Below are 23,939 nucleotides of genomic sequence, written 5' to 3'. Positions count from 1 at the left end.
CTCACCGCCCGAGGAGCGCCACCATGCGACAGGACCGTCCCCAGCTCTCCCGCCGACTACTGCTAGGTGGGGCCGTCGCGCTGCCGGCCGCGGCGGCGCTTCCCGCCACAGCCGCCGCGGTCCCGTCAGGCGGAACTGCGACCCGAGGCCGGGAGGATGTCTCGGCCGAGCTGCTCGATCAGTGGGCGGCGGCGCCCGGCACGCATCCGCTCATCCCGGATATCTCGCACGCCGGCTACGGCGGCGGCGAGCGCCCGCGCCGGCCGCGAGTCGTCGCCCGCGTCACCGATTTCGGCGCCCGGGCTGACCTCGCCGTCGACTCGGCAGCCGCCTTCACGGCAGCAGTCCGGTACGCCGGTGAGCACGGCGGCGGCACTGTCGTCGTACCGCGAGGCACGTACCGTCTCGACTCGCCGCTCTGGATCCAGTGGTCGAACGTGGTCCTCAAGGGCTCCGGCCCCGACGACACGATCCTGCACTTCACCCGGCCGCTCGAGCAGTCGTACCGGCCCAACCTCCAGCCGAGCTTGCAGAGTCGCTGGTCCTGGACGGGCGGGCAGATCTGGGTGATCGCACCCGAACGGAAGGCCAAGTCCGAGGCTGAGGACTTCGCGGCGTCGGAGGGATGGCTGCTCGGCGACACGCTCACCGCGGTCGGGTCGGCGTCACGGGGGCAGCGGACGCTGCTCGTGTCGGATACGAGTCGGCTCGCGGCGGGCGATCTCGTCGTACTGGAGACGGACAATCCTGCCGACGCGGGCGTGCTGCGGCATGTGGCTGGGGATGGCGCCGGGGTCAGCGCGTATGACTGGCCGGTGAAGGCGCCGCAGCTGACGACTGGGTCTGGTGGGCAATACATCCAGTACGCGACGCTGCAGTGGCCGGTCCGGATCGAGGCTGTGCTGGGGGACCGCCTGGTGAGGTTGGCCCAGCCGTTGCGGTACGACCTGCGGCCGAGTTGGCCGTCGCGGTTCCGGGAGATCGGGCCGACGCTGCATGACGTCGGGGTGGAGTCGCTGACGATCCGCAACGAGCTGCGGCCGATGACGATCCACAACCGGCATCCAGGGTCGAACGGCCTGTGTTTCCAGGCGGTTCATGACTGCTGGGCTGATGACGTACGGGTCGAGAACTGTGATCTGGGGTTCGGGTTCACCACTACGAAGGCGGTGACGTTGACCGATGTCGTGGTGGGTGGGCGGTCGGCTCATCACAGCTTTGCCTGCCGGATGCAGTCGCATGACAACCTGATCGACGGCTTTGAGATCGAGCAGTTCACCGTCCCGCTGCCGAGTGGGTCGCTGCATCACGGGCTCAACCTGGAAGGGTTGTCGGCCGGGAACGTCTGGCGTCGCGGCACGATGGCCGAGGGCACGTTCGACACCCACCGGGCGATGCCGTTCGAGAACGCCCGAACGGACATCACCCTCACCAACAACGGCCGGGTGGGTGGCTCGGCGGCCTCCGGTCCACTCTTCGGAGCCCGGATCGCGCACTGGAACGTCCGCATCTCCAGCGGTGTTCCTTACGCGATCGACCTGGCAGACGTCGCTCCTCGCAGCATCACCGTCGGCCTGCAGGGCTTGGGATCCGCGGGGAGCGGGCTGCCTCGGGACTTCCAGGGCGACCTCGAGAACGGCACGTATCAACTGGCGTCGCGTCCCTCGGTCGCCGACCTGTACGCCGCCCAGCGGGCCCGCGGCTAGGGGCCCGCTGACGGCGTGACGCTAGTTCTTCGTGCTGTGGCTCTGCGAGGCCAGGAGTGAATCGTCGCCGGTGAGGGCAGCGGCGATTCGGCGGTGCTTGATGGCTTCGTCGCCGCGGCTGAGGCGTTCGAGCGTACGGGCCATCAACAGGTGTGCGTACGCCTCGGTCGGGTCGCGGTCGAGGATCACCAGCAGGTGTTCCTCGGCCGGCTTCAGGGATGCACTGTGGAAGTAGGCACGCGCCAGCAACAGACGAGTGCCCACGTCTTCCGGGGTCTCCTCGACGATTGGGAGCAGTGCACGGATCGCGCCGCGATAGTCCCGCTCGTCGAAGTACTGCTGGCCAAGGCCATAACTCAACGCGCGCATGTCCTCCATGCCCGCCTCAACGTCCTTTGGCCGAGCCGGTATTCCGCCTAGGTGTTCAGGATGCGTCGAGGGTGGCGACCTGGTCGGGGGTGAGGGTCAGCTCGATGGCCGAGTAGGAGTCGCGGATGGTCTCCGGGCGACTGGAGCCGGGGATCGGGATGACGACCGGGGACTTGGCGAGCATCCAGGCCAGGGTGAGCTTCTGCGGGCTGACGCCCAGCTCGCCGGCCAGCTGGTGGAACGCCGGGTGCTTGTCGCCGAGGTCGGAGGCGTTGGAGATGCCGCCGAGCGGGGACCAGGGCAGGAAGGCGATCCCGAGTTCGTCGCACAGCTCGAGCTCGGGTTCGCTGGACCGGAAGGCCGGCGAGAACTGGTTCTGGACCGAGACGAGCCGGCCGCCGAGGATCTCGTTCGCCTGCCGGATCTGGTCCGGGTTGGCGTTGGAGATACCGGCCATCCGGATCTTGCCCGCGTCGAGCAGGTCGCGGATCGCGCCGATGGAGTCCTCGTACGGCGTCTTCGGGTCCGGCCGGTGGAACTGGTAGAGGCCGATCGCCTCGACGCCGAGCCGCTTGAGCGAGTCCTCGGCCGCCTGCTTCAGGTGCTCGGGCGAACCGTCCTGCGTCCACGCGCCCCCGCCCGGGCGAAGGTGCCCGCCCTTGGTCGCGACGAGGACGCCGGAGGTGTCGCCGCCGTACGTGCTGAGCGCCTTCGCGATCAGCGTCTCGTTGTGGCCGATGTCGGAGGAGTCGAGGTGGTAGGCGTCGGCGGTGTCGATCAGCGTGATGCCCGCGTCGAGCGCGGCATGGATGGTCGCGATCGACCGGCTCTCGTCAGGCCGTCCTTCGATCGACATCGGCATACCGCCGAGGCCGATCGCGCTGACCTGGGTGTCGCCGATCCTGCGGGTGGTTGAGGTCATACCCCTAACCTCCCGCAGGCCGGCTCACCTTTCAAACAGCAATATCCACTGAGAGTCAGCAGTGGGACTACTGAATCGCCTCAGGAGACGTGGACGTGCGGGTTGCGGTCCTCGACGACGTAGCTGGCCCGGGTGCTGATCGGGGCGCCCGGGGTGCTGACGTAGGGGAGGACGCGGAAGTCGGAGCGCCACCGGTGCTGGTCGGCGGTGACGCGGACGTAGCCTCGCTGCGAGTTGAAGAACTTGAGGTGCGGGTTGGCGGCGAGGAACTGGTCGCCCTGCGGAGTGGTGTCGGCGCCGTCGCCGCCGCTGGTGATCGACGTACCGACGAACTCGGTGCCGACCGTGCGCGAGCCGGGATCGGCGAAGTCGCGCTTGAGTTCCAGGGCGTAGTTCTGGTGACGGTCGCCGGTGATGACGACCAGGTTCCGTACGCCGCTGTCCTGCGCCGCCGCGAGCACCTTGTTGCGCTCGGCAACATAACCGTCCCACGGGTCGAGCCAGACGTGGGTGTCCGGGCCGGGGTCCATGTCGGTCTGGCCCATCGGGGTCTGGTTGCCGATCACCTGCCAGCGGGCGTTGGACTGACGGAACCCGTCCAGCAGCCACTTGCGCTGCTTGCCGCCGAGCATCGTGTTGTCCGGGTCGAACCGGTCGTCGCACGTCGCCGAGTCGCCGTCGCCACACGGCTGGTCCGTCCGGTACTGGCGGGTGTCGAGGATGGTGAAGTCGGCGAGGCGTCCGTACGGGAGGCGGCGGTGGTACCGGATGTCCGGGCCCTTGGGCATCTGTGCGTGCCTTAGCGGCAGGTTCTCGTACATCGCCTGGAATGCCTGCGCCCGGCGCTGGCGGAAGATCACCGGGTCCTGATCCGGCTCGGTGTCGGCCTGGGAGAGGTCGCCGGCCCAGTTGTTCTCCACCTCGTGGTCGTCGAACGTGTGGATCCACGGGTGCGCCGCGTGCGCGGCCTGCAGCGGCGCCTCGATCTTGTAGAGCGAGTACTGCAGCCGGTATCGGGCCAGGTCGAACGTCTCGGTGTGGAAGCGGGGATCCGTCACCACGCCACGCTTGTTGGTCTTCACGCCGGACTCGTAGAGGTAGTCGCCCAGGTGCACGACCAGGTCGAGATCTTCGTCCGCCATGTGCTGGTACGCGGTGAAGTACCCGTCTTGCCAGGCGTTGCACGAGGCGAACGCGAATCGCACCTCACGCGGCGAGCTGAGCGGATGCGGGGTGGTCCGGGTGCGGCCGACCGTCGAGATCTCGCCGCCGGTGCGGAAGCGGTAGTAGTACTCGTGATCCGGCAGCAGTCCGTTGACCTCGGGGTGGACCGAGTGGCCGAGCTCGGGGGTCGCGACCACGCTGGACCGGCGTACCAGGTGCCGGAAGCGCTCGTCGCGGGCGACCTCGTACTCCACGCGGACCGGCTTGGCCGGCATGCCGCCCTTGCCGTCGACGGCGAACGGGTCGATGGCTAGGCGGGTCCAGAGCACGACACTGCTGTACTGCGGGTCGCCGGACGCCACGCCAAGGGTGAACGGGTTGCCTGCGCCGGCCGGGGCGGCGTACGTGGTCGAGGCGTCCCAGGCGCCGGTACCGAGCAGCACCGCGCCGGCAGCACCCGCCCCTCCGAGTCCGATGAAGCGACGACGTGAAACAGCCATGGGTTTCCTCCGGTGAGCGGTCGGTGGTGGCCTCAGCCTTCCGGGCTCAGATGACCCTCGGGCGACCGGTAGGTAAACGGTTGCCGCCGGTTGCTTGCTCTTGGTCAACGGATAACGCGGCAGGATGTTCGCATGCAGACTGACGACCGAATCCGCCGCGCCCAGCCCTCCGACGTACCGGCGATCGTCGAGCTGGTCTACGCACTCGCGGAGTACGAAAAGGCTCCTGACGAGTGCCACCTGACCGCTGAGCAGCTCTCAACGGCCCTCTTCGGCCCGACCCCCGCGGCCTTCTGCCACGTAGCCCTCGCCGACGGCGAGGTAGTCGGCTGCGCCATCTGGTTCCTCAGCTTCTCCACCTGGCGAGGAGTCCACGGCATCTACCTGGAAGACCTCTTCGTCAGCCCCCTCCACCGAGGCTCCGGCCTGGGCAAAGCCCTCCTGACCGCCCTGGCCCAAGAATGCGTCCTCAACAACTACGAACGCCTCGAATGGTCAGTCCTCAACTGGAACACCCCAGCCATCGACTTCTACAAGTCCGTCGGCGCCAACCCCCAGGACGAGTGGACCGTCTACCGCCTGACCGACGAAGCCCTCACCAAGCTGGGCTCGCTCGAATAGCCGACGTCTGGGTGGGCTGAGCGAGAATGACCAGGTGGAACTGAAACCCCTGCTGATCACCCGCATCTCCAGTGCGCTTGTCTGGCCGGTCCTGGCGGCCGTGCTGGTCATCGTCTTGTACGGCAACGACGTACCGCTGGGCGTGGTGATCGGTGTCGGGGTGGTGGCGCTGGCGGCCGCCTGCTACCTCGGACTCTTCGGATGGCGCCTCGGCGTGGTCTGCGACGACGCGGGCGTCGAGGTCCACGGGTTGTTCCGCAACCGCCGGATCGCGCGGGACCAGGTGACCTCGATCACCGACTTCCCCGCCGTCCGCTGGAAGTCCCCCGACGGCAAGTCCCACTGGACCCCGATCTTCGCCTTCACCAACATCCACCGGGTGATGCCACTGGTCGACCGCCACAACGAGGCCGCCATCGCAATCCTCCAACAGTGGGAATCCGAACGACACCGAACAGCCAAAGCAGACCGCCGCCAACAACGCCGCCGCAGACAACGCCCCGCCCAGTAATCCCCAGGCGCTCTCACCAACAGCCCGAACGCGCCCTCCTGCGTCACATGCTCCGGGCCGTCCGCCCGCTACCAACAACAGTCGGCCCACCGGATCGCCACCACCACCCAACCCCGCAAACCATCGAACCTGCGACGGTAGGCGCTGGCCTGATGAGTTGGCGTGCTCCAACGGTCTGCAACCCTGGACTTGGGGAGGATCTTCCCAGGGGCCGAGGAGGTGTTTCGCCCAGATCGGGGGTACGACCCTCCCCAACCCTCCCCGCTCGTCGCCAGCTGTGCGATCGCATCCATCGGCGACCAGTCGATGCTTCAGCCCGCGGGGGAGCCGGTCAGGTCTGAGTAGCTCGGTAGGCGCGTTTGGCTTCGTACATGGCGTTGTCGGCGGTTCGGAGGAGTTCGTCGAGGTCGGCGGCGTACGGGCTGACGATGGCGGTGCCGATGCTGGCTGTGACCGGGACGTCGATGCCGTCGAGTGGTTGGCTGATGGATTCGTCGATGCGGCGCATCAGGACGTCCAGGTCGTCGCCGTCGATGTCTTCGGCGAGGATGGCGAATTCGTCGCCGCCGAGGCGGGCCACGGTGTCGCCATGGCGGACCTCGGTCAAAAGCCGATCGGCGATTTCGCGGAGGGCTTTGTCGCCGGCCTCGTGGCCGTACTTGTCGTTGACCTGTTTGAAGTGGTTCAGGTCGCAGAACAGCAGGACCCCGCGTCGCCCGCTCTGTCGCGACCGTTGCAGCGCAGCATTGAAGCGGTGCTGGAGCAGGCGGCGATTCGGCAGGCCGGTGAGGGGATCGTGGGCCGCGTGGTGGCGGAGTTCGCGCTCCTCGTCCTTGCGGGCGGTCACGTCGTCGATCTGGATCAGGATGATCCGCGACTGATCCTTGCCTTGGTCAACGATCGCGGCGGTGCCGCCCAGCCAGATGTCGTTTCCGTCGGTACGCCGGAACGTGCGCTCGAACCGGTACGGGCCGCGCCCGGTGGCAAGCTGCTGGATCTCCCGCTCAGTCTGGCCGGTCTCCTCGTCGCGCAGGTAGTCGACGAAGGTCGTGCCGATCAACTGACCCGGCGTGTACCCCGTGATGTGGCAGAAAGCGTCGTTGACGCGAAGGATCCGCCCCGCCTCCGGACCGTCGAAGGCGATCGTCGCCATCCCGTTGCCGGCGCCCTCGAAGACCAGCCGGAAAGTCGTCTCGCTCGCCTCCAGCCGCGCCTTCTCGGCGAGCAACTGATCGGTCAGCCGGGCCTTGTCGATCGCGATCCCGGCCTGGGTCGCGAAGATCTCCAGCAGTTCGCGATGGATCTGCCCCGGTCGCCGCTGGTCCTCGGGCAGATCGACCGACAACATCCCGACCAGCTCTCCATCGGACGAGTGCAGCGGCGCGAACAGCGCGTCCAGCGGATGCCAGGCGTCGGCTGCGGTCGGTACCGGGATCTCGGGCACCCAGCCGACGATCTCGCCGCCCTCGGGCAGCCGCTCGTGCGGTACGAACCGCAGCCCGCCCCACTTGTCCGCGATCGCGAACTCCGCGTCGAAGATGTCAGCCGCGCTGATCGTGCCGAGCAACGCCTCCCGGGCCTCCGGCGAGCCGGCGACGGCGATCACCTCGAACTTGCCGTCGGCCTGCCGCAGGTTGAGCACGGCGATCCCGAAGCCGAGGCCGGTGACGACGCCGTCGACGACTGCCTGCAGCGTCTCGGCCAGGCTGCGCCCAGCACCCATCCGGGCGCTCACCTCGTACAGACGGCGCACTGCCGTCATCCGTACGGTGGGCTCGTTCTGCACGTGCGATCTCTCCGGCGTCACGGCGTCGGCGGCCTCACGGGACCCCGCCGTGGTGAGGGCCCTCTTACAGAGTGACAGACCAATCACGCCGGAAGACGCTCTCCAGCGCGGCACGGACGACCGATTTACGCCGGACGGGAGCCGACCGCGTGCTGTCAGTGACGAGAATACGCCTACCGGTACGTACCGTGAGAAACCGATCAGTAGCGAATCGATGCCAGCGCCTGGTACGACGTACGCGCCGACTCCCACTGATCGGTCGGTGCATCGTGCTCGACCAGCCACTGCTGCACGCCACCCGACTCTGCGTGAGCGAAGATCGCGGCGAAGTCGAGCGTGCCGGTGCCGACGTCCGCGAACGAACCGTCCGTCGCCATGTCCTTCACGTGCAGCGCGGGGAACCGGCCGGGGTGGTCGCGGAAGTAGTCGATCGGATCCTTGCCGCCGTTGACCACCCAGTACAGGTCGAGCTCGAAGCCGAGCAGGTCGGCGTCGACCTCGTCGAGCAGGATGTCGAACAGCACCTGCCCGTCGACCTCGTCGAAGTCATGGCCGTGGTTGTGGAAGAGCAGCTTCAGCCCTTCCTTCTTCGCCAACTGTCCCGCGGTGTTGAAGGCACGAGCGGCCTCCCGGAACCCGTCGAGCGTGCGCAGCTCGACCGGAAGCGACGGTACGACGATCCACTGCCCGCCTAGCGTCTGGACGTCCGCGAGCGCGCCCTCCCAGTTGTCGGTCAGCCGGGGATAGCCGACGTGCTCGAGCACGATCTTCAGGCCGGCCGCATCGGCGTACGAGCGGATCTCCTCGGCCGAGTGGCCGAAGCGGCCGCTGACACCGATCGTCTGGTAGCCGATCTCCGCGAGTCGCTGGAGGGTGCCGGGGTAGTCGGCGGCGAGTGCCTCGCGCATCGTGTAGAGGTGCATGCCGATGCCGTCAGCGGGAATGGTCCGGTCGCTCATGGGGAGGTGGCTCCTTCGAGTTTCTGGATGATGTTTCAGGCGACGTGCTCTAGATACCGCGCCAGGGCGAGGTCGAAGACCTCCTGGCCGGGCGCGTCCCACAGTTGCTGGTTGAAGATCTCGACCTCGACCGGGCCGTCGTACCCGGCCGCGTCGCAGGCCGCGCGGAGCCGGCGCAGCTCGATCGAGCCGTCGCCCATCATGCCGCGGCCGAGCAGGTTGTCGGCGGGGAGCGGGGTGGTCCAGTCGCTCACTTGGTACGAGCAGATCCGGGCGCCGGCCCGCTCGATCTGGCGGTAGATGTCGGCATCCCACCAGAGATGGTAGGCGTCGACGACCACGCCGACCTGTTCGACGGGGAACTGCTCGGCCAGGTCGAGGGCGCCGCTCAGCGAGGAGACGACGCAGCGGTCGGAGCAGAACATCGGGTGCAGGGGCTCGACCGCCAGACGGACACCGCGCTCACCGGCGTACGGCGCAAGCTCGGCGAGGCCGTCGCGGATCATGCCGCGGGCGCCGTCGAGGTCGCGGGAGCCGGGCGGGAGGCCGCCGCTGACGAGCACCAGCACGTCGGTACCGAGGGTGGCCGCCTCGTCGATCGCTCGACGGTTGTCCTCGATCTTCGCCTGGCGTTCGGCGGCGTCGGTGGCGGTGAAGAAACCGCTTCTGCACAAGGAGGAAACGCGCAGTCCGGCGTCGGCGACGAGCTTGGCCGAGCGCTCGACGCCGTACTCCTGGATCGGCTCGCGCCACAGGCCGATCCAGGACAGGTCGGCTTTGGTGCTGGCGGCGACGACGTCCTCCAGCGGCCAGTACTTCGTGGTCGCCTGGTTGAGGCTGTAGCGATTCATGCGTCGATCCCGCCGACCGCGAGCAGCTGCTTGAAGCGGGTTGTCGCCAGCTCGGGCGAGGTCAGTACGCCGGCCGCGTCGGCCAGCCGGAAGGTGTCGGCCAGGTGTGGCAGCGAGCGGCCGGTCTGCAGCCCGCCGACCATGCCGAAGCCGGGCTGGTGTCCGTTGAGCCAAGCCAGGAAGGCGATTCCGGTCTTGTAGTAGTACGTCGGCGCCGAAAAGATCTGCCGCGCCAGCGGGACGGTCGGCGCGAAGATCTCCTCGTACTTCACCAGCTCGCCGTCGTCGAGCGCCTTCAACGCGGCCGCGGCGGCCGGCGCGATCGCGGCGAAGATCCCGAGCAACGCGTCGCTGTACCGCTCACCGTCACCCCGAATCAGCTCCGGGTAGTTGAAGTCGTCGCCCGTGTAGAGGCGGACACCCTCGGGCAACCGCTTGCGCAGGGCAACTTCTTTGGCCGCGTCGAGCAAGGACACCTTGATCCCGTCGACCTTGCTCACGTTCTCGTTGATCAGGTCGACGACTACGTCCGCGGCAGTATCGAGTGAGTCGCTGCCCCAGTATCCGTCGAGGGCGGGATCGAACATGGAGCCGAGCCAATGCAGGATCACCGGCCGGGACGACTGGCTCAGCAGGTGGTCGTACACCTTGCGGTAGTCGTCCGGTGAGTTGGCGGCGGCGCACAGGGCTCGGCTGGCCATGAGGATGGGTTGAGCCCCGACCTCTTCGGCGAGTGCCAATTGCTCTTCGTAGGCGGCGATCACGGCGTCGAGTGCGTGAGTGCCCGCAGGCAGTTGGTCTGTGCCCACGCCAACTGCGATACGCCCAGCTGGTGCTTCAGCGGCTGAGCGGCGGATCAGCTCCTGGGTTGCCGGCCAGTCGAGGCCCATGCCTCGTTGGGCTGTGTCCATGGCTTCGGCTACCGAGAGGCCCAGGGACCAGAGATGGCGGCGGAAGCCTAGGGTGTGGTCCCAGTCGATGGCCGCGGGCGCGCCCGGCGAGTTGTCGGCCAACGGGTCCGACACCACATGGGCAGCGGCGAAGGCCAAGCGAGAGGTTGCCGGGTTGTAGTTGCCGGCGGCAATCGGAGTACCGGCTAGCTGGTAGGTCTCCAGGCTGCCGTTGAGGGGTAGGCGGAGGGACAGGGTCATGGGCGGGACTCGATGTCGAGGGCGGGGACCTCTAGCTTGCGGCCTTCGCGCCAGGACTGGAGGCCCAGTTCGGCCAGCTGGACGCCCTTGGCGCCTTCGACGAAGTCCCAGGTGAAGGGGGCGTCGTCGACGACGTGGCGCAGGAACATCTCCCACTGGACCTTGAAGCCGTTGTCGAAGACCTCGTTGTCGGGCACCTCGGCCCACTGGTCGCGGAACGAGTACGCGGCCGGGAGGTCTGGGTTCCAGACGGGCTTGGGGGTCGCGGAGCGGTGCTGGGCACGGCAGTTGCGCAGGCCGGCGACGGCGCTGCCCTCGGTACCGTCGACCTGGAACTCGACTAGCTCGTCACGGAACACCCGCGTCGTCCAGGACGAGTTGAGCTGGGCGATGATGCCGCCCTCCAGTTCGAAGACCCCGTACGCCGCGTCCTCGGCGGTGGCTTGGTAGGCCTGACCCTGCTCGTCGTACCGGGTCGGGATGTGGGTCGCGCCCTGGCAGTAGACCGACTTGACCGGGGCGAAGATCTGGTCGAGCACGTACCGCCAGTGGCAGAACATGTCGACGACGATGCCGCCGCCCTCTTCGGTCTTGTAGTTCCAGGCCGGTCGCTGTGCTTCCTGCCAGTCGCCCTCGAAGACCCAGTAGCCGAACTCGCCCCGGACCGACAGGATCTCGCCGAAGAAGCCGCCGTCGACGAGGCGCTTGAGCTTGCGCAGGCCGGGCAGCGAGAGCTTGTCCTGGACGACGCCGTTCTTCAGCCCGGAGTCGCGGACCAGGCGGGCCAGGTCGACGGCTGCCTCGAGGCCTTCGGCGATCGGCTTCTCGCAGTAGATCGCCTTACCTGCTTCGACGGCGGCGCGGACGCCCTTCTCGCGGAGCTGGGTGAGCTGGGAGTCGAAGTAGATCTCGACGTCGGGCTCGGCGAGCGCCTCGGACAGGTCGGTGGTCCAGCGGCTCAGACCGTACTGGTCGGCGATGTTCTTCAGCTTGAGTTCGTTGCGGCCGACCAGGATCGGCTCGGGGATGATCATCGTTCCGTCGGCGGCCGGGATCCCGCCCTGCTCGCGGATCGCCACGATGGAACGCTCCAGGTGCTGGCGCAGGCCCATCCGGCCGGTGACGCCGTTCATCACGATGCCGACGCGTCGATCGTTCACAGTCATACCTCTCTTCGGCGCGGTCTGCGCGGGGTGTGGGGCGGTTTCACGGGTGCTGGTTCAGGTCATAGACATCGAGGCGGCCGCACATGCCGTGGCGGCCGAACTCGGTGGGGGCAGGGAGTTCGTGGAGCTCTGCGGTCTGCAGGTGGGGGGCTTTGCCTGCTTCGAGAGCTTCGAGTGCGGCGCCGGTTTCGTCGGCGAGGCGGCGGGCGCCTTGTTCCCAGCGCTTGCGCCAGTCGGCGAGTTGGGGCTGGACGATGCGGACGGCTGACTCGTAGAACGCGTCGAGGGCGGTGGGGCCGTCGGCGGCGTACGCGTCGCGTAGTACGGCGAAGCCTTCGAGGGCCAGGTTGCGGCGGGCCATCGCGGACGGCGTACGGGCCTCGCCTTCACCGGTGAGCGTGGTGGCCTCGAGGTACGTCTCGCGGTCGGTGAGGTGCTCGGGTGGGAGCGTGAGGACGGCGTCGCCTGCCTCGGGGAGGCCGGAGTTCGACATCAGGGTGAGGATCTGCAGGCCACCGCCGTTGATCAGCCGGTGGATCGTGCCGGGGTCGAACCAGACGACCGTGCCGGCCTGCAGCGGGGTCTCGGTGAAGCCCTTCGGGTTGAGGGTCTGGACCGCGCCGGAGCCGGCGATCACGTAGTACCCCTCGGAGCAGGCGAGGTGGACGTGCGGGGTGCCGCCGACCAGACCGTCGGGCGCCTCGATGTCGTACACGGTCAGCCGCGAGACGCCGATACCGCCGGGCAGTGCCGCGGCCGGGCCGAACTCGCACATGCTCGTCTCCTCGCGTTGGGCTGCTGAAGCCTTGGAAAGGGCTTTCCAAGGCTCGTGACCGCAACCTTAGGTGGGCCGTCACGGCGAGTCAACCTGTCGGGAAAGTCGGTGGAAAGCGATTGCAGGCCGATTCCGGACAGCGGGGTGCCGATCGGCGGATGGGGTACGGCGAGGCGATGGGCGTTAGCGTCGTTTCAGGAGACGAAAGGAGCACGGTGGCCAAGCGCGGCGATTCGGCAGCCGACGGGGGCGAGACAGGCCCACCGTCGCTCGACGTCACCCTGACGGAAGACCTCCGCCTGGGCGAACGCCGGCAAGCTGAGCGTCGGCAGGCTGAGCGACGGCGGCGCGAGCGGCGGGAGTCCGGGCCGACGACCGGTGAGTTGTCGGTGGATGAGTTGTCGGCTGAACTGCAGGCGGCGGATGAGCGGGCGCGGGATGAGCAGCGTGAGCTTTATCGCACCCTCGATCTCGCTCTGCGGATCGGCGAGGTCGTGCTCTCCAGCGGCGCCGGCACCGCCGACGCGACGGCCACCATCCTCAGCGTGACCGCCGCCGCCGGACTGCGCGGTTGCGAGGTCGACATCACCTTCACCTCGATCGCGATCTCGTACCAGGCAGCGCCCGACGTCGCCCCCGAGACGCACATGCGCATCGTCCGGTACCGCGGCCAGGACTTCTCCCGCCTGACAGCCGTCGACCAACTCGTACGCCGCTTCGTCCGCGCCGAACTCACCCGCGAAGAAGCCAGCCGCGAGCTGGCCCGGATGGTCTCAGCCGGCCCGCCCTTCCCGCGCTGGAGCTCGGTAGTCGCCTGGGGCGTGATGGCCGGCGGCGCGACCCTCCTTCTCGGTGGCGGCTGGCTGATCACCCTCGTCGCCGTCGTCACCGCCTGCTTCATCGAGCTCAGCAACCGCTGGTTCAACCGCCAACGCCTCCCCGCCTTCTACCAACAGGTCGCAGGCGCTTTCGTCGCAACGGCCGTAGCCCTGGTCCTGTACGCCGTACACGCCCCAGTGAAACCATCCCTGGTAGTTGCCGCCGGCATCATCATGTTGCTCGCCGGCATCGCCCTCACCGGTGCCGTCCAAGACGCGATCACCGGGTACTACGTCACCGCCGCCGCCCGAAGCCTCGAAGCGATGCTGCTCACCGGCGGAATCATCGCCGGCGTCTCACTGGGCATCAGCCTCGGCATCAAAATGGGTCTCCCGGTAGCCATCGAGGCCCAGACGATCCAGCTCAGCAACCTCCCCGTCATGGTCGGATCCGGCGCCCTGATGGCCGTCGCGTTCGCCTACGCGTCGTACTCCCCGCTGCGTTCCCTGCTCCCGATCGCGATCGTCGGCGGGCTCGGTTCGCTCGTCTTCACCTTGATGTCGCGCGCGCAGTTCGGCCCGGCCTGGTCGACCGCGGCAGCCGCCTTCGTCGTCGGCCTCACCGGCTACTCCCTGGGCCGCCGCTCTGGCGTCCCGCCCCTGGTGGTCGTCGTCTCCGGCACGGTCCCGCTGCTTCCAGGACTCACCATTTACAAGGGTTTGCTCGAGTTGATGAGCCTCGGCAACCTCATCGGCATCGTCTCGCTGGCCACGGCGGTCGCGATCGGCGTGGCCCTCGCGTCGGGCGTGATCCTCGGCGAATACGTGGCTCAGCCGATCCGGCGTGAGGCCCGTCGACTGGAGGACCGGCTGGCCGGTCCGCGCCTGGTGGGTCCGCGGCGGCCGGTACGGCGGCGTACCGAGCGCTCGCGTTCCCACCGCTCGCGGCGTACCCGCAGTAGTAGCTAGGGAATGACTACGACCTTCCCAATGGCCTGATTGTTCTCCATATGGTGATGGGCCTTGGCGATCTCGTCGAGCGTGAAGACGCGGTCGAGGTTGGGTCGGTAGACGCCGGCCTCCACCTCGTCGACGATGCGCTGCAAGGTGGTGCTGCCCGACGCGTCCTTGCTGTGGAAGGTCGTGAGCCGGGTCCCGGACGGGATCATCGCGATCGGCTCGAAGTCCGCGATCGACCACCCGCTGAGCGACCCGGACACGCAGACCGTGCCGCCGCGGCGTACCAACCTCAACGAATCCACCGCCGTCCTCGCCCCGACGAGATCGAGCACATTGTCGGGACCCTCCGGCCAGATCGCCTGCACCGCCGCGGCCAGCGACTCGCCGTCGTCGATGAGCACGTGCTCGACACCAGCCGCGGTCAGCGCCTCGGCTTTGTCCGTACTCCGGGTAGTCGCCGCCACCGTGATGCCGTGGCCGGTGGCAATCGATGCGGCCGCCATCCCCACCGACGAGGTCCCGCCGCGGATCAGCAAGCTGCCGCCAGGCCCCAATGCATCGAGTGAGCCCTGCGCGGTCAGGTACGTCTCGGGGAGCGCCGCCAAGATCTCCCAGGGCAGCGTCGTGGTGAGAGGCATCAGCAACGAGTTCGGCAACAACGCGTACTCCGCATAGCCGCCGTCGAACGCCCGCCCCATCTCGCCCATCACCGCCGCGACGGTCGTACCCTCCGGCAGCCGCGCATCCGTCGACGCCACCACGATCCCGACGCACTCGATCCCGAGCACCCGCGGGAAGCTCACGCTGGGCGAATGCCCCTGCCGCGTTCGCAGCTCGGACCGGTTGAGCCCGGCCCCCTTCACCTGCACCAGACTCCAGCCCTCCCGCACCTCCGGAATCGGCACCTCGCGGATCTCCAGTACTTCGGGATCGCCCGCCCGGACACAGACCGCCGCTCGCATCGTCGTTCGCATGCCTCAACTCTCGCCGCGCGACCTCGTGGCGGGCCACCGGTAAACTGCCAACTCATGCCCGTTGGCCGCCAATCTCCGTCATCCCCTCGGACCCTGCATCTGTGGCCGTCCGGAGGAGTCCACGTCTGGCCATCGGGCGGGACGAGTACCGCGCACTCCCACCCGCGCGGACACCTGGTGTACGCGGCTCGCGGCGTCCTCTCCGTCCATACCGAACAAGGCACGTCCGTGGTCCCCGCCAATCGAGTGGCCTGGACGCCCGGCGGATTCACGCACTACCACCAGGCCCACGGCGACACCGACATGCGAATCCTCTTCCTCACCCCAGCTCAGGCCCGGCTCGTCCCGCCTCGCCCGTCCGTGTTCACCGTCTCCGACCTAGCGCGCGAGGTACTGCTCACCCTCACCGGCCCCCGCAGCTACGACCCGGACGCGCACCACACCGCCGCCGGCCAGGCTCGCTTAGTGCGCGTGCTCGTCGACGAACTGGACCAAGCCCAAGAACAACCCCTGCAACTCCCCGAGCCCCACGACGACCGACTACGCGCCCTGGCCCAGCTCCTGTACGACGACCCCGCCGACAACACCCCACTGGCCGAACTCGGCCACAAGATCGGCGCCAGCGCCCGCACCCTCAGCCGCCTACTCCGCGACGAACTCGGCCTGACCTTCTATCAATGGCGCACCCAACTCCGCATCTGCCACGCCCTGGTCCTACTGGCCGAAGGCCACGACACAACCCACACCGCCCACGCCTGCGGCTGGTCCAACCCCAGCACCTTCATCACCGCCTTCACCACCCTGATCGGCACCACCCCCGGCCGCTACCGAAGCGCCAACTAGCGCAGCGAGCCGAGTTCGTCGATCACCCGAGGCGGAGTGCCGAGAAACACCCGCGGATCTGTGGTCGCATAGCCGATGTTGAAGGTATCGAGCTGGTAGATCCATTCACCGCTGTTGTAGTGCACCAAGCGGTAGTTCAGCTGCCACCGCAACCACTCGCCGGCCTCGATCCGCACGGCGGGATGCCGACTGCGCGGCGGCATCGGATAGTAGGTATTCGGGTACGCCCGGCATCGCCCGTTGTCCTCGGTCAGCTCCAGCCCGAACAGGGCGAGGTCGCCCGTCGACACTCGGGGCCGATAGTCCGACCACTGCTCCATCTCGACGCTGTGAAAGATCGGGCCCGGCCCGGGCGGCAACGCGAAGGCCACCGGTACGCCGTTGCGTACCGCCGCGTTCGGTCCGCCCCGGGACTCCTTGCCCCAGCGGGTCCGCACCCGTTGCACCACGACATCCACAGGCGAATGGTGGCATCAGCGCAGGGTCATCGAATTTCCTCGAGTACTACGTCGTCGAGTTGGAGCCAGACGTCTTGGCCGTGGCCGAAGAAGCCGGCGTAGAGCTGGACCAATGAGTCGCGGCCGCTGTCGAAGATGGTGGTTACTTGGGTGTACTGCGGGTGTGCGCCGCCGGTCTTCTGGGTGATGACCTTGCCGCGGAGGGTTCGGGCGCCGAGCATCGTTTCGGTGTTGTTGTCGGCGGTGCGGATCCAGGCGGAGAGTTTGTAGCGGTGGTGGGGGCGGACGGCGACGGTCTGCTGGAGTTGGTGCTGGCCGATCGAGTCGCGGACGAAGGCGTTGCTGGTGCCGCTGTGGCCCCGGTTGGCCTTGTCGATGCCGCCTCGGCCGTTGAGTTGCCAGGGAGGCGACGGAGCGGCACCGGACTGGGCTTCGAAGCTGGGATCCGTTACCAGGTTGGTGACTGAACCGTCGTCGGTCAGCTTGGTGTGCATGAGGAAGACGTTGTACGGGTCCCACTGCGACATCGTGAAGTAGAGGTCGGGGCCGGCGGACCACGGATGCATGAAGGTTCCGTAGAGGCCGGGGAAGTCGGTGCCTCGGACAACCACCTGCTGACCGGACCACGGGCCGGTGAGGGACGCGGCGGAGCGTAGTACGACGGAAGCCCGTTGCTCGTCGAGGTACATCATCAACCACCTGCCGAGATAGGCGTTCCACTGCACGGACACTTCACTGATCGGCCCGGCAGCGATCGGTACTGCGGAACGCTCATCGCGCGACCAGTTGCCGCCGTCCCAATAGCGCCACGCCTTCTTCGACAACACCTGCTGCTCCGGTACGCGCGCCAGGTGCGCATTGCCGAACCGGCCGTTCGGAGTACCGATCATGTAGACGTAGCCGTCCGACCGGACCAGCGCGTTCATCTGGAAGTTGTCGTCCCACGCGGCCGTGTTCTTCCAGATCGCCTTCGGGTCCTTCGTCCAGGTCTCGCCGTTGTCGTCGGAGTACGCGAAGCCCGAATGGTTCGTGAACCAGCTGCCGGCCGGACCCCAGTAGTTGACCGACATGTACTGCACGTACTGCCGCTTGCCGACCGAGATCCCCGCGGTCGGGATCACGGTGTGCTCGTCCCGATCGATCTTCTTGCAGCCGAGGAACTCCTTGGCATGACCGGGCCGGTCCTCGGCCGCGCTGTCGAGCGTCATCCCGTCGGCAAGGTTGTGGTCCTTGCTCCGGAACAGCAGATTGCAACGCCAGTCGATGGTCGCCGGATCGCCCGCGCCCCCACCCGGCCCGGTCCAGCCACTGCCGTAGCTATCGCCGAACGCGGTCAGGATCTCGCCCGAACCGTTGTCCCAGAGGATGCCCAGATCGGTCGCCTTCAGCCCGAAGCGAGCCTCGGTGTCGTTGATCGATCCCGGCCCGGTGAGCTTCGCGACCCGCTCGGCCGGCGCCGGTACCGCTTCAGCAGCTGACGGTACCGCCGAAGCGCGGGCGTCCGGCGCGGGGTTGGCCGGCAGCAGCGCGGCCCCGAGCAGCACCGGAAGGATGAAGGCCAATCGCTTCTGCATGCGCGTCTCCTAGGCGGCTCGATGATGCTCGTCCAACGGCAGGAAATCGATTTCTCGCCCACGCTAGCGAGGTGCCCCAGGCAGGTCAACGGCTGATCGCTTGACACCTTTTATCCAGCTGGGTAATTTTTACACATGCGGATAAACGGGAGAGCGGGCAGTACGGCGGCCCGGCGCGAGCAGATCGTCGGCGCGACCATCGGCGTACTGGCCGAGCGCGGTTACGCGGGCACGTCGTTCGATGCGATCTGCGAGGCGGCCGGGCTGAGCAGCAAGCGGCTGATCTCGTACCACTTCCAGACCAAGGAAGAGTTGCTCGCCGAGGTGCTCCGGCAGGTGACCGAGGACGCGGCGGCCTTCATGCGGCCAACGCTCGACGCGGCGACCGGCCCGGCCGAGCTGCTCGCGGCGTACATCACCTCGAACATCGGCTTCATCGCCGCGCAGGCGGATCACGTCCGTGCTGTTCAACAGATCGTCTTCGGCGCAGGACCGATGCCCTCGGAGGAGTCCGATGGCGCAGTCGTGCGGCTGGTCGCGCTGTTCGACGAGGGCCAGCGTGCCGGCGCCTTCCGGACCTTCGACTCGCTGCTGATGGCGGTGACGCTGCGCGGGGCGATCGACGTCGCGGCCGGCCGGCTCGTGGCCGGCGCGGATCCCAAGGCCTATGCCCGCGAACTGACCGAGATCTTCGACCGAGCGACCCGAGCGGAGCTGTCGTGACCGCGATGACCGAAACCAAACCGAAGGCCCGCTGGGGAGCGGTCCTCGCACCGGTCCTGATCGACCTGGTCGCGCCGCTGCTCATCTTTTACGTACTACGCCAGTCGGGCGTCGGCGTCGTCGGCGCAACCCTGGCCGGTTCCGTCATCCCGGTACTGCGAACCGCCTACGCGCTCGTCCGCGACCGCAAGATCGACTGGATGGCCGTCTTCATGATCAGCGCGCTGGCCGTCGGCACGATCGCCTCGCTGGCACTGCACAGCCCACGGATGCTACTCGCCAAGGATGGCGTCACCACCGCGCTCTGCGGACTGTGGATGCTCGGCACTCTCCTTGCCGGGAAGCCGTTGCTGCTGTCGATCGGTCGCGGAATCGCCGAGGCCAAGCGCGGCAAAGGTGGTGGCGAGGTGTGGGCGAGCCGCTGGGAGACCGAGCCGCGTTTCCGGCACGGGCTGCGCTTGATCACGGCCGTCTGGGGCGTCGGGCTGGTCTTCGACGCCGTCGTTCGGGTGGTGATCGCCTATGCGCTTCCACTCGACGCGGTGCCCGGCGTGACGACCGCGCAATGGATCGTCCTGTTCGTCCTGCTCTACGGCTTCATGATGCTCTACTCCCGTAAGAACGACCTCCTCGCATGACCGACGACGCGCAGGTCGAGCGCGCGCGAGGCGATGCGCCGGACGGCGTGCTGGTGATCGGGGCCGGGCCGACCGGGTTGTTGCTCGCGGCGGAGCTCAGCCTCGCCGGGATTCCGGTGACGCTCGCGGACAAGGCGACCGAGCGGTCAGGTCAGTCTCGTGCGCTCAGCCTTCAACCGCGGTCCGTCGAGATTCTGCACTCGCGCGGACTCCTGCAACCGCTGCTCGATGACGCCGTCGACCAGGTGCCGGCCGGGCACTTCGCCGGCCTGCCCGTCACCCTCGACTACTCCAGCTGGGACACGCGATTCCCTTACCAGCTTGGGATTCCGCAGGCCCGCATCGAGCAGCACCTCGAGAACCACCTCGCCGCCCGCGGCATCGCAGTACGGCGCGGTCTCGAACTGACCGGCCTGACACAGGACGCAGCCGGCGTCGAAGCGTCGTTCGCGGACGGTACGACGATGCGCACCGGCTGGCTCATTGGGTGTGACGGCGGGAGGAGCGCGGTCCGCAAACTGACCGCCATCGACTTCCCCGGCCGCGACGGCAGGATGTCGGCCGTCGTCGCCGACGTCGTCCTCGACGACCAGCGGGCCGAGAGTAGTGGCCGTTGGCAACTGCCTTCGCTGGTACCGCGGGACGGCGCCGTCCTCACGCTGATCCCACTCGGCCACGGTGTCCACCGAGTGCTGTTCACGGGCCCTGAGCAACAACTCTTGGTCAGGGAGGATCCGATCGGCTTCGACGAGGTCTCGGAGGCCTTGACCAACTGGTACGGCGCGAAGGTGGTCCTGCGTGAGATCCGGTGGGCGTCGCGCTTCACCGATGCGGTGAGGCAGGCGGATCGCTATCGGGCCGGCCGGGTCTTCCTGGCCGGCGATGCCGCGCACATCCATTCACCCACCGGCGGTCAAGGGATGAACCTCGGCCTACAGGACGCCTTCAACCTCGGCTGGAAGCTGGCCGCGTACCTCAACGGCGAAGCACCGGAGGAGCTGCTCGACAGCTATCACGACGAGCGCCATCCGGTAGCGGCCGCAGTACTGGCCAACACCAGAGCACAAGGCGTGCTGATGATCCCCGACGACGACATCGCCTGTCTGCGCGAGACCTTCCTCGACCTGCTGCGGATCCCCGAGGCCAACCATCGGCTGGCCGGTGTCATCTCCGGCCTGGGGATCGCGTATGCACCCGGCGACCATCCGTTGATCGGGCGGCGGATGCCTGATCTGGAGCTGGGCGATGGGACGACAGTCGCCGGATTGCTCGCCTGTGGGCGTCCGCTGCTGCTGGAGCTCGAGGGCTTCGCGGCTGCCCGGGTTCTGGTGAGGCCGGACGGTTATGTGGCGTGGGCGACCGATGATCCGGAAGGTCAGCCGGACACCGATTCCTCGAACGCGTCGGCGGTCTGGTCGATGGCGTCTTCCTCGCGGAGCAGGACGGCGAGTTCGGCGGCGCGTTGACGGGGGCCGTCGGCAAGCATCGGTTCGAGGGCTGCGAACAGGGTGGGTTCGCTCAGGTCGGTGAAGCGCAGGGTGCTGCCGACGCCCATCCGCTGGAGTTGGGCGCCCCAGAAGGGCTGGTCGGCGAAGACGGCGCAGATCACCGTCGGCAGGCCGGCGCGCAGTGAGGTGGCCGACGTACCGGCGCCGCCGTGATGGACGGCCGCTCGGCACCGGGGCAGGACGACCTCGTGGTTGAGGTTGCCGACGACGCGGACGGTCCGGGCGTTCGCAGTACTGGCTTTGAGGTTGACGAGGGCGCGGACGCCGAGGGTGTCGGCGACCTTCTCGATCATGGTCAAGGCGGCGTCGGGGTCGAGTACGGGCATGCTGCCGAAGCCGAAGTACACGGGTGGTTCGCCTTCGTCCAGCCAGGCGTCGAGTCCGGGGTCGACCAGGTCGTCGAGCAGTCTGCGCTGCTCGGCCGACGGCGCGAGGAAGCCGGTCAGCGGTCGGCGGACGTCCCAGTCGGCGAGCTCCGGTACGAGGTGGCGGCTGTACGCCTGGATCTCGAGGGCGCCGGAACTGGCTAGGCGGCTGCCGGTCGTCTCCGTGGTCTGGGCGAGGCCGACGCGGGCGCGGAGCTTGTTGACGTAGGGCTCGAAGAGCGGCCAATTGGTTCTGTCGATCTCGGCGTACGTCTCCAGGTTCCGCTCCGGAGAGAAGATGTCGGTCGAGACGAGCAGGTGCGGGAACGCGCTGTTGCTGCGGATTGGGGCGTGGTAGACCGACGCGTAGGGGATGCCTGCCGCTTCGGCGATGATGACGGATTCGAGCTCGGTCGCAGTACCGGAGATGAAGGCATCGGCTCCGGACGCGAGGTCGATCAGGTCGGCCTGGAGCTGGTCGGCGACCTGGTTCTTGTGGTCCATCAGCCAGCGCACATACGACTGGAAGTCGCCTGCGGCCAGCCACTTCTGGCCCTGTTCGGACTCGAGGAACTCCCGGGCGCTCGTGCGCAGATCGATCGTCCGCAGGCCGAGCGCTTCGCCGAGCCAGACCAGATCGGAAGACACACCGAGCGTGACTTCGTGCCCACGTGCGGCCAGTTCCGCGCCGAGGACGGCCATTGGTTGCGCGTCCCCCCGGGTCCCCATCCCCACCATTGCTACTCGCATGCGCCCACCCCTGAGCTTGGTACGCCGCAGAACCGGCGTACGGACCCTGATGCTAAGCGGCGAACCGCTATTACGTCGCCTTCCTGCCCAATCCCTGGGCGGTGCTGGTGTGACCCCGGAACAAAACAACCGTTAGAGTTACTGACTGGAAACATCGGCCTGCTATCGCTGGGTCAACGCCCGGCGGGCTCGGAGGATCGTTGTGGCACTGGGTAGGACGTCCCCGCGGGACCTGCCGCTGTTCGCGGACCTGTCGGGGCGGGAGATCAAGGACATCTTCCGGGCCGGCGAAGAGGTCTCGGTTCCGGCCGGCTGGTCGCTGATCCTGGAGCAGACGCCTCCCGACGCGGCGTACCTGATCCTCAGCGGCACCGCCTCGGTCCGGGTCAAGGGCGAGGAGATCGCCGTGCTCGGCCCGGGCGACATCGCCGGCGAGGTCGCGGTCCGGCAGAACCGGTTGCGAACGGCAACGGTCACGGCGAAGTCGCGGCTGCAGCTGCTGCACTTCACCCGGGAGAAGTTCGACGACCTGACCACCCGCCTCCCCAACTTCCGCAACGCCATCGACGCCACCATCGTCGAACGCCGTGGCCCCCAGAAGGACTGACCGCCCCGGATCCGGCGCCGCCGCTGATCCCGCAGCGCCGCCGGCCTCCGACGCGGCCCGGGCGTCCGAGGGGCCGGCCTCCGAGGCGTCCAAGGGGCCGGAGGCGCCGGGCTCCGAGGCGTCCCAGAGGCCCGAGGCGTCCCAGGTGTCCGAGGCGTCCCGGGGGTCCGCGGCGGCTCTTGAGGGACGAGCCGACGAGGCGGACGGAGCGACGCCCGCCTCCGCGCCCCCACCTTCCGGGGCGAGCTCGACGCCGGAGCCGGACCTGGGGTTGTTGCAGCAGGAGTTCGAGCAGGCGTTGCTGGGTGGGGAGCGGAAGTTCACCCGGATCGAGGTGTCCGAGCGGGCCGGGATCTCGATCGGGCGGGCCGAGCAGATGTGGCACGCGCTCGGCTTCGCGACCGTACCGGACGACGAGATCGCCTTCACCGACGGTGATGTCGAGGCACTCCGGCTGGTCGCGGCGCTCGAGGATGACGGCTTCATCGATCCTGCGGTGGAGTCGTCGCTCGCCCGCAAGCTCGGCCAGACGCAGTCGCGGCTGGCGTCTTGGCAGTCGGCGATGTTCCTGGAGTTGCTGGCGGGCGCCAAGCTGTCCGCCGACGACGCGATCGAGGTCGCGACGTTGTTGCTTCCGGCAATGGAACGATTGCAGACGTATGTCTGGCGCCGGCATCTGGCGGCAGCGGCCGGGCGTGCGGTGGCCGGCTCCGACGAGCTGTCGCGTGGCGTCCGGGTGGTGGGCTTCGCCGACATCGTCAGCTACACGCGGCTGACCAGGCGGCTGTCCATCGTCGAGCTGGGCAAGCTGATCGAGCGCTTCGAAGGACTGGCCGCCGACGTGGTCGCGCTGAACGGCGGCCGGGTGATCAAGTCGATCGGCGACGAGGTTCTCTTCGTCACCGACACGCCCGCGCAGGGTGCCGCGCTCGCGTTGGCCTTGCAGGACAAGGTGATGGAGGCCGGCGACATGCCTGAGCTCCGGATCGGGCTCGCGTACGGCAGCATCTTGATCCGCCTCGGCGACGTGTACGGCGAGGTCGTAAACCTCGCGTCGCGGCTGACCTCGGAGGCGAAACCCGGACGGGTCCTGGTCGACCGGGAGCTGGCCGCCGCGCTCGACGGCCATCCGGCGTACCGGTTGCGTCGATTGCGTCGGGTATCGGTGCGCGGGTATCACCATCTGTCGCCATACGCGCTGCAACGATCCACCTCGGCGCCTAGCTGACGCGTTAGGGAC

General features: G+C 68.1%; 23 protein-coding genes. 10 read left to right on the top strand and 13 right to left on the bottom strand.

Translation table 11 applies throughout. From position 1 onward, the window contains the following. The first annotated feature begins 23 nt into the window (after positions 1-23). Entirely contained in the window at positions 24-1,706 is a 1,683-nt protein-coding gene (locus ABD768_RS25905; protein WP_344844803.1) for a glycosyl hydrolase family 28-related protein, read from the top strand. A gap of 21 nt (positions 1,707-1,727) precedes the next feature. On the opposite strand, the gene ABD768_RS25900 is transcribed toward ABD768_RS25905, so the two are convergent. The 3 genes from ABD768_RS25900 to ABD768_RS25890 form a co-directional block, all read right to left on the bottom strand. Continuing rightward, positions 1,728-2,084 (bottom strand): tetratricopeptide repeat protein, encoded by a 357-nt coding sequence (locus tag ABD768_RS25900; RefSeq protein WP_344844801.1) that lies wholly within the window; start codon positions 2,082-2,084, stop codon positions 1,728-1,730. Positions 2,085-2,130: 46 nt separating this feature from the next. Further along, positions 2,131-2,997 (bottom strand): aldo/keto reductase, encoded by an 867-nt coding sequence (locus ABD768_RS25895; protein ID WP_344844798.1) that lies wholly within the window; start codon positions 2,995-2,997, stop codon positions 2,131-2,133. A gap of 80 nt (positions 2,998-3,077) precedes the next feature. Beyond that, on the bottom strand, positions 3,078-4,661 hold the full coding sequence (locus tag ABD768_RS25890; RefSeq protein WP_344844797.1) for an alkaline phosphatase D family protein: 1,584 nt from the start codon (positions 4,659-4,661) through the stop codon (positions 3,078-3,080). A gap of 132 nt (positions 4,662-4,793) precedes the next feature. Here ABD768_RS25890 and ABD768_RS25885 point away from each other — a divergent pair, with 132 nt between their 5' ends. Both ABD768_RS25885 and ABD768_RS25880 read left to right on the top strand, forming a co-directional pair. After that, positions 4,794-5,282 carry a GNAT family N-acetyltransferase gene (locus tag ABD768_RS25885; protein ID WP_343967108.1) on the top strand — a complete coding sequence of 163 codons (489 nt, stop codon included), beginning with the start codon at positions 4,794-4,796 and terminating at the stop codon, positions 5,280-5,282. Positions 5,283-5,316: 34 nt separating this feature from the next. Further along, entirely contained in the window at positions 5,317-5,793 is a 477-nt protein-coding gene (locus ABD768_RS25880; protein ID WP_343967110.1) for a hypothetical protein, read from the top strand. A gap of 331 nt (positions 5,794-6,124) precedes the next feature. On the opposite strand, the gene ABD768_RS25875 is transcribed toward ABD768_RS25880, so the two are convergent. From ABD768_RS25875 to ABD768_RS25850, 6 genes are all read right to left on the bottom strand, one after another. Further along, the gene (locus ABD768_RS25875; RefSeq protein WP_344844794.1) at positions 6,125-7,579 is read right to left on the bottom strand and encodes a diguanylate cyclase domain-containing protein; all 1,455 of its coding nucleotides are present in this window, start codon (positions 7,577-7,579) and stop codon (positions 6,125-6,127) included. 200 nt (positions 7,580-7,779) lie between these two features. Further along, the gene (locus tag ABD768_RS25870; protein WP_344844792.1) at positions 7,780-8,538 is read right to left on the bottom strand and encodes a sugar phosphate isomerase/epimerase family protein; all 759 of its coding nucleotides are present in this window, start codon (positions 8,536-8,538) and stop codon (positions 7,780-7,782) included. A gap of 35 nt (positions 8,539-8,573) precedes the next feature. Continuing rightward, the gene (locus ABD768_RS25865) at positions 8,574-9,389 is read right to left on the bottom strand and encodes a sugar phosphate isomerase/epimerase family protein (RefSeq protein WP_344844789.1); all 816 of its coding nucleotides are present in this window, start codon (positions 9,387-9,389) and stop codon (positions 8,574-8,576) included. Next, positions 9,386-10,540: a dihydrodipicolinate synthase family protein gene (locus ABD768_RS25860; protein WP_344844787.1), complete on the bottom strand. Its 1,155-nt coding sequence runs from the start codon at positions 10,538-10,540 to the stop codon at positions 9,386-9,388. The genes ABD768_RS25865 and ABD768_RS25860 overlap by 4 nt, the downstream gene beginning before the upstream one ends. Next, on the bottom strand, positions 10,537-11,706 hold the full coding sequence (locus ABD768_RS25855; protein WP_343967120.1) for a Gfo/Idh/MocA family protein: 1,170 nt from the start codon (positions 11,704-11,706) through the stop codon (positions 10,537-10,539). Before ABD768_RS25855 ends, ABD768_RS25860 begins: the two co-directional genes overlap by 4 nt. 40 nt (positions 11,707-11,746) lie before the next feature. After that, a complete protein-coding gene (locus ABD768_RS25850) occupies positions 11,747-12,481 on the bottom strand; it encodes a cupin domain-containing protein (RefSeq protein ID WP_343967122.1) in 735 nt (244 codons plus the stop codon). 215 nt (positions 12,482-12,696) lie between these two features. Here ABD768_RS25850 and ABD768_RS25845 point away from each other — a divergent pair, with 215 nt between their 5' ends. Beyond that, positions 12,697-14,268: a threonine/serine exporter family protein gene (locus ABD768_RS25845; RefSeq protein WP_344844783.1), complete on the top strand. Its 1,572-nt coding sequence runs from the start codon at positions 12,697-12,699 to the stop codon at positions 14,266-14,268. Here ABD768_RS25845 and ABD768_RS25840 read toward each other — a convergent pair. Further along, positions 14,265-15,233, bottom strand: coding sequence for a zinc-binding dehydrogenase (locus ABD768_RS25840; RefSeq protein ID WP_344844780.1), 969 nt, complete (start codon positions 15,231-15,233; stop codon positions 14,265-14,267). The genes ABD768_RS25845 and ABD768_RS25840 overlap by 4 nt on opposite strands. A 177-nt stretch (positions 15,234-15,410) precedes the next feature. Between ABD768_RS25840 and ABD768_RS25835 the strand changes: the two genes are divergently transcribed. After that, positions 15,411-16,076 carry a helix-turn-helix transcriptional regulator gene (locus ABD768_RS25835; RefSeq protein ID WP_344844777.1) on the top strand — a complete coding sequence of 222 codons (666 nt, stop codon included), beginning with the start codon at positions 15,411-15,413 and terminating at the stop codon, positions 16,074-16,076. Here ABD768_RS25835 and ABD768_RS25830 read toward each other — a convergent pair. Together ABD768_RS25830 and ABD768_RS25825 are read right to left on the bottom strand one after the other, a co-directional pair. Continuing rightward, entirely contained in the window at positions 16,073-16,534 is a 462-nt protein-coding gene (locus ABD768_RS25830) for a hypothetical protein (RefSeq protein WP_344844774.1), read from the bottom strand. The two genes, ABD768_RS25835 and ABD768_RS25830, sit on opposite strands and share 4 nt — an antisense overlap. Positions 16,535-16,560: 26 nt before the next feature. Further along, on the bottom strand, positions 16,561-18,108 hold the full coding sequence (locus ABD768_RS25825; protein WP_344844772.1) for a glycoside hydrolase family 183 protein: 1,548 nt from the start codon (positions 18,106-18,108) through the stop codon (positions 16,561-16,563). Between the two features lie 135 nt (positions 18,109-18,243). Here ABD768_RS25825 and ABD768_RS25820 point away from each other — a divergent pair, with 135 nt between their 5' ends. From ABD768_RS25820 to ABD768_RS25810, 3 genes are read left to right on the top strand one after another with little or no spacing between them, the layout of a single operon-like run. Next, entirely contained in the window at positions 18,244-18,831 is a 588-nt protein-coding gene (locus ABD768_RS25820; protein ID WP_344844769.1) for a TetR/AcrR family transcriptional regulator, read from the top strand. 5 nt (positions 18,832-18,836) lie between these two features. Continuing rightward, the gene (locus ABD768_RS25815; protein ID WP_344844768.1) at positions 18,837-19,469 is read left to right on the top strand and encodes a VC0807 family protein; all 633 of its coding nucleotides are present in this window, start codon (positions 18,837-18,839) and stop codon (positions 19,467-19,469) included. Further along, positions 19,466-20,935: an FAD-dependent monooxygenase gene (locus ABD768_RS25810; protein ID WP_344844767.1), complete on the top strand. Its 1,470-nt coding sequence runs from the start codon at positions 19,466-19,468 to the stop codon at positions 20,933-20,935. Before ABD768_RS25815 ends, ABD768_RS25810 begins: the two co-directional genes overlap by 4 nt. Here ABD768_RS25810 and ABD768_RS25805 read toward each other — a convergent pair. Continuing rightward, positions 20,845-22,092 (bottom strand): glycosyltransferase, encoded by a 1,248-nt coding sequence (locus tag ABD768_RS25805; protein ID WP_344844765.1) that lies wholly within the window; start codon positions 22,090-22,092, stop codon positions 20,845-20,847. The genes ABD768_RS25810 and ABD768_RS25805 overlap by 91 nt on opposite strands. A 202-nt stretch (positions 22,093-22,294) precedes the next feature. Here ABD768_RS25805 and ABD768_RS25800 point away from each other — a divergent pair, with 202 nt between their 5' ends. Both ABD768_RS25800 and ABD768_RS25795 read left to right on the top strand, forming a co-directional pair. Continuing rightward, entirely contained in the window at positions 22,295-22,699 is a 405-nt protein-coding gene (locus ABD768_RS25800) for a cyclic nucleotide-binding domain-containing protein (RefSeq protein WP_343967141.1), read from the top strand. Beyond that, entirely contained in the window at positions 22,680-23,927 is a 1,248-nt protein-coding gene (locus tag ABD768_RS25795) for an adenylate/guanylate cyclase domain-containing protein (protein ID WP_344844764.1), read from the top strand. Before ABD768_RS25800 ends, ABD768_RS25795 begins: the two co-directional genes overlap by 20 nt. Positions 23,928-23,939 lie beyond the last annotated feature (12 nt).

Source organism: Kribbella ginsengisoli, assembly GCF_039537185.1.
Taxonomy (GTDB): domain Bacteria; phylum Actinomycetota; class Actinomycetes; order Propionibacteriales; family Kribbellaceae; genus Kribbella; species Kribbella koreensis.
The sequence above is the reverse complement of the archived record's forward strand: the minus strand, read 5'-3'. Positions and strand labels throughout refer to the sequence as shown.

Bases quoted from the DNA above. Each gene is read 5' to 3' on its own strand.
- ABD768_RS25905 (WP_344844803.1), top strand. From the start codon at position 24: ATGCGACAGGACCGTCCCCAGCTCTCCCGCCGACTACTGCTAGGTGGG.
- ABD768_RS25900 (WP_344844801.1), bottom strand. From the start codon at position 2,084: ATGGAGGACATGCGCGCGTTGAGTTATGGCCTTGGCCAGCAGTACTTC.
- ABD768_RS25895 (WP_344844798.1), bottom strand. From the start codon at position 2,997: ATGACCTCAACCACCCGCAGGATCGGCGACACCCAGGTCAGCGCGATC.
- ABD768_RS25890 (WP_344844797.1), bottom strand. From the start codon at position 4,661: ATGGCTGTTTCACGTCGTCGCTTCATCGGACTCGGAGGGGCGGGTGCT.
- ABD768_RS25885 (WP_343967108.1), top strand. From the start codon at position 4,794: ATGCAGACTGACGACCGAATCCGCCGCGCCCAGCCCTCCGACGTACCG.
- ABD768_RS25870 (WP_344844792.1), bottom strand. From the start codon at position 8,538: ATGAGCGACCGGACCATTCCCGCTGACGGCATCGGCATGCACCTCTAC.
- ABD768_RS25865 (WP_344844789.1), bottom strand. From the start codon at position 9,389: ATGAATCGCTACAGCCTCAACCAGGCGACCACGAAGTACTGGCCGCTG.
- ABD768_RS25860 (WP_344844787.1), bottom strand. From the start codon at position 10,540: ATGACCCTGTCCCTCCGCCTACCCCTCAACGGCAGCCTGGAGACCTAC.
- ABD768_RS25855 (WP_343967120.1), bottom strand. From the start codon at position 11,706: ATGACTGTGAACGATCGACGCGTCGGCATCGTGATGAACGGCGTCACC.
- ABD768_RS25850 (WP_343967122.1), bottom strand. From the start codon at position 12,481: ATGTGCGAGTTCGGCCCGGCCGCGGCACTGCCCGGCGGTATCGGCGTC.
- ABD768_RS25840 (WP_344844780.1), bottom strand. From the start codon at position 15,233: ATGCGAACGACGATGCGAGCGGCGGTCTGTGTCCGGGCGGGCGATCCC.
- ABD768_RS25825 (WP_344844772.1), bottom strand. From the start codon at position 18,108: ATGCAGAAGCGATTGGCCTTCATCCTTCCGGTGCTGCTCGGGGCCGCG.
- ABD768_RS25820 (WP_344844769.1), top strand. From the start codon at position 18,244: ATGCGGATAAACGGGAGAGCGGGCAGTACGGCGGCCCGGCGCGAGCAG.
- ABD768_RS25815 (WP_344844768.1), top strand. From the start codon at position 18,837: ATGACCGAAACCAAACCGAAGGCCCGCTGGGGAGCGGTCCTCGCACCG.
- ABD768_RS25810 (WP_344844767.1), top strand. From the start codon at position 19,466: ATGACCGACGACGCGCAGGTCGAGCGCGCGCGAGGCGATGCGCCGGAC.
- ABD768_RS25805 (WP_344844765.1), bottom strand. From the start codon at position 22,092: ATGCGAGTAGCAATGGTGGGGATGGGGACCCGGGGGGACGCGCAACCA.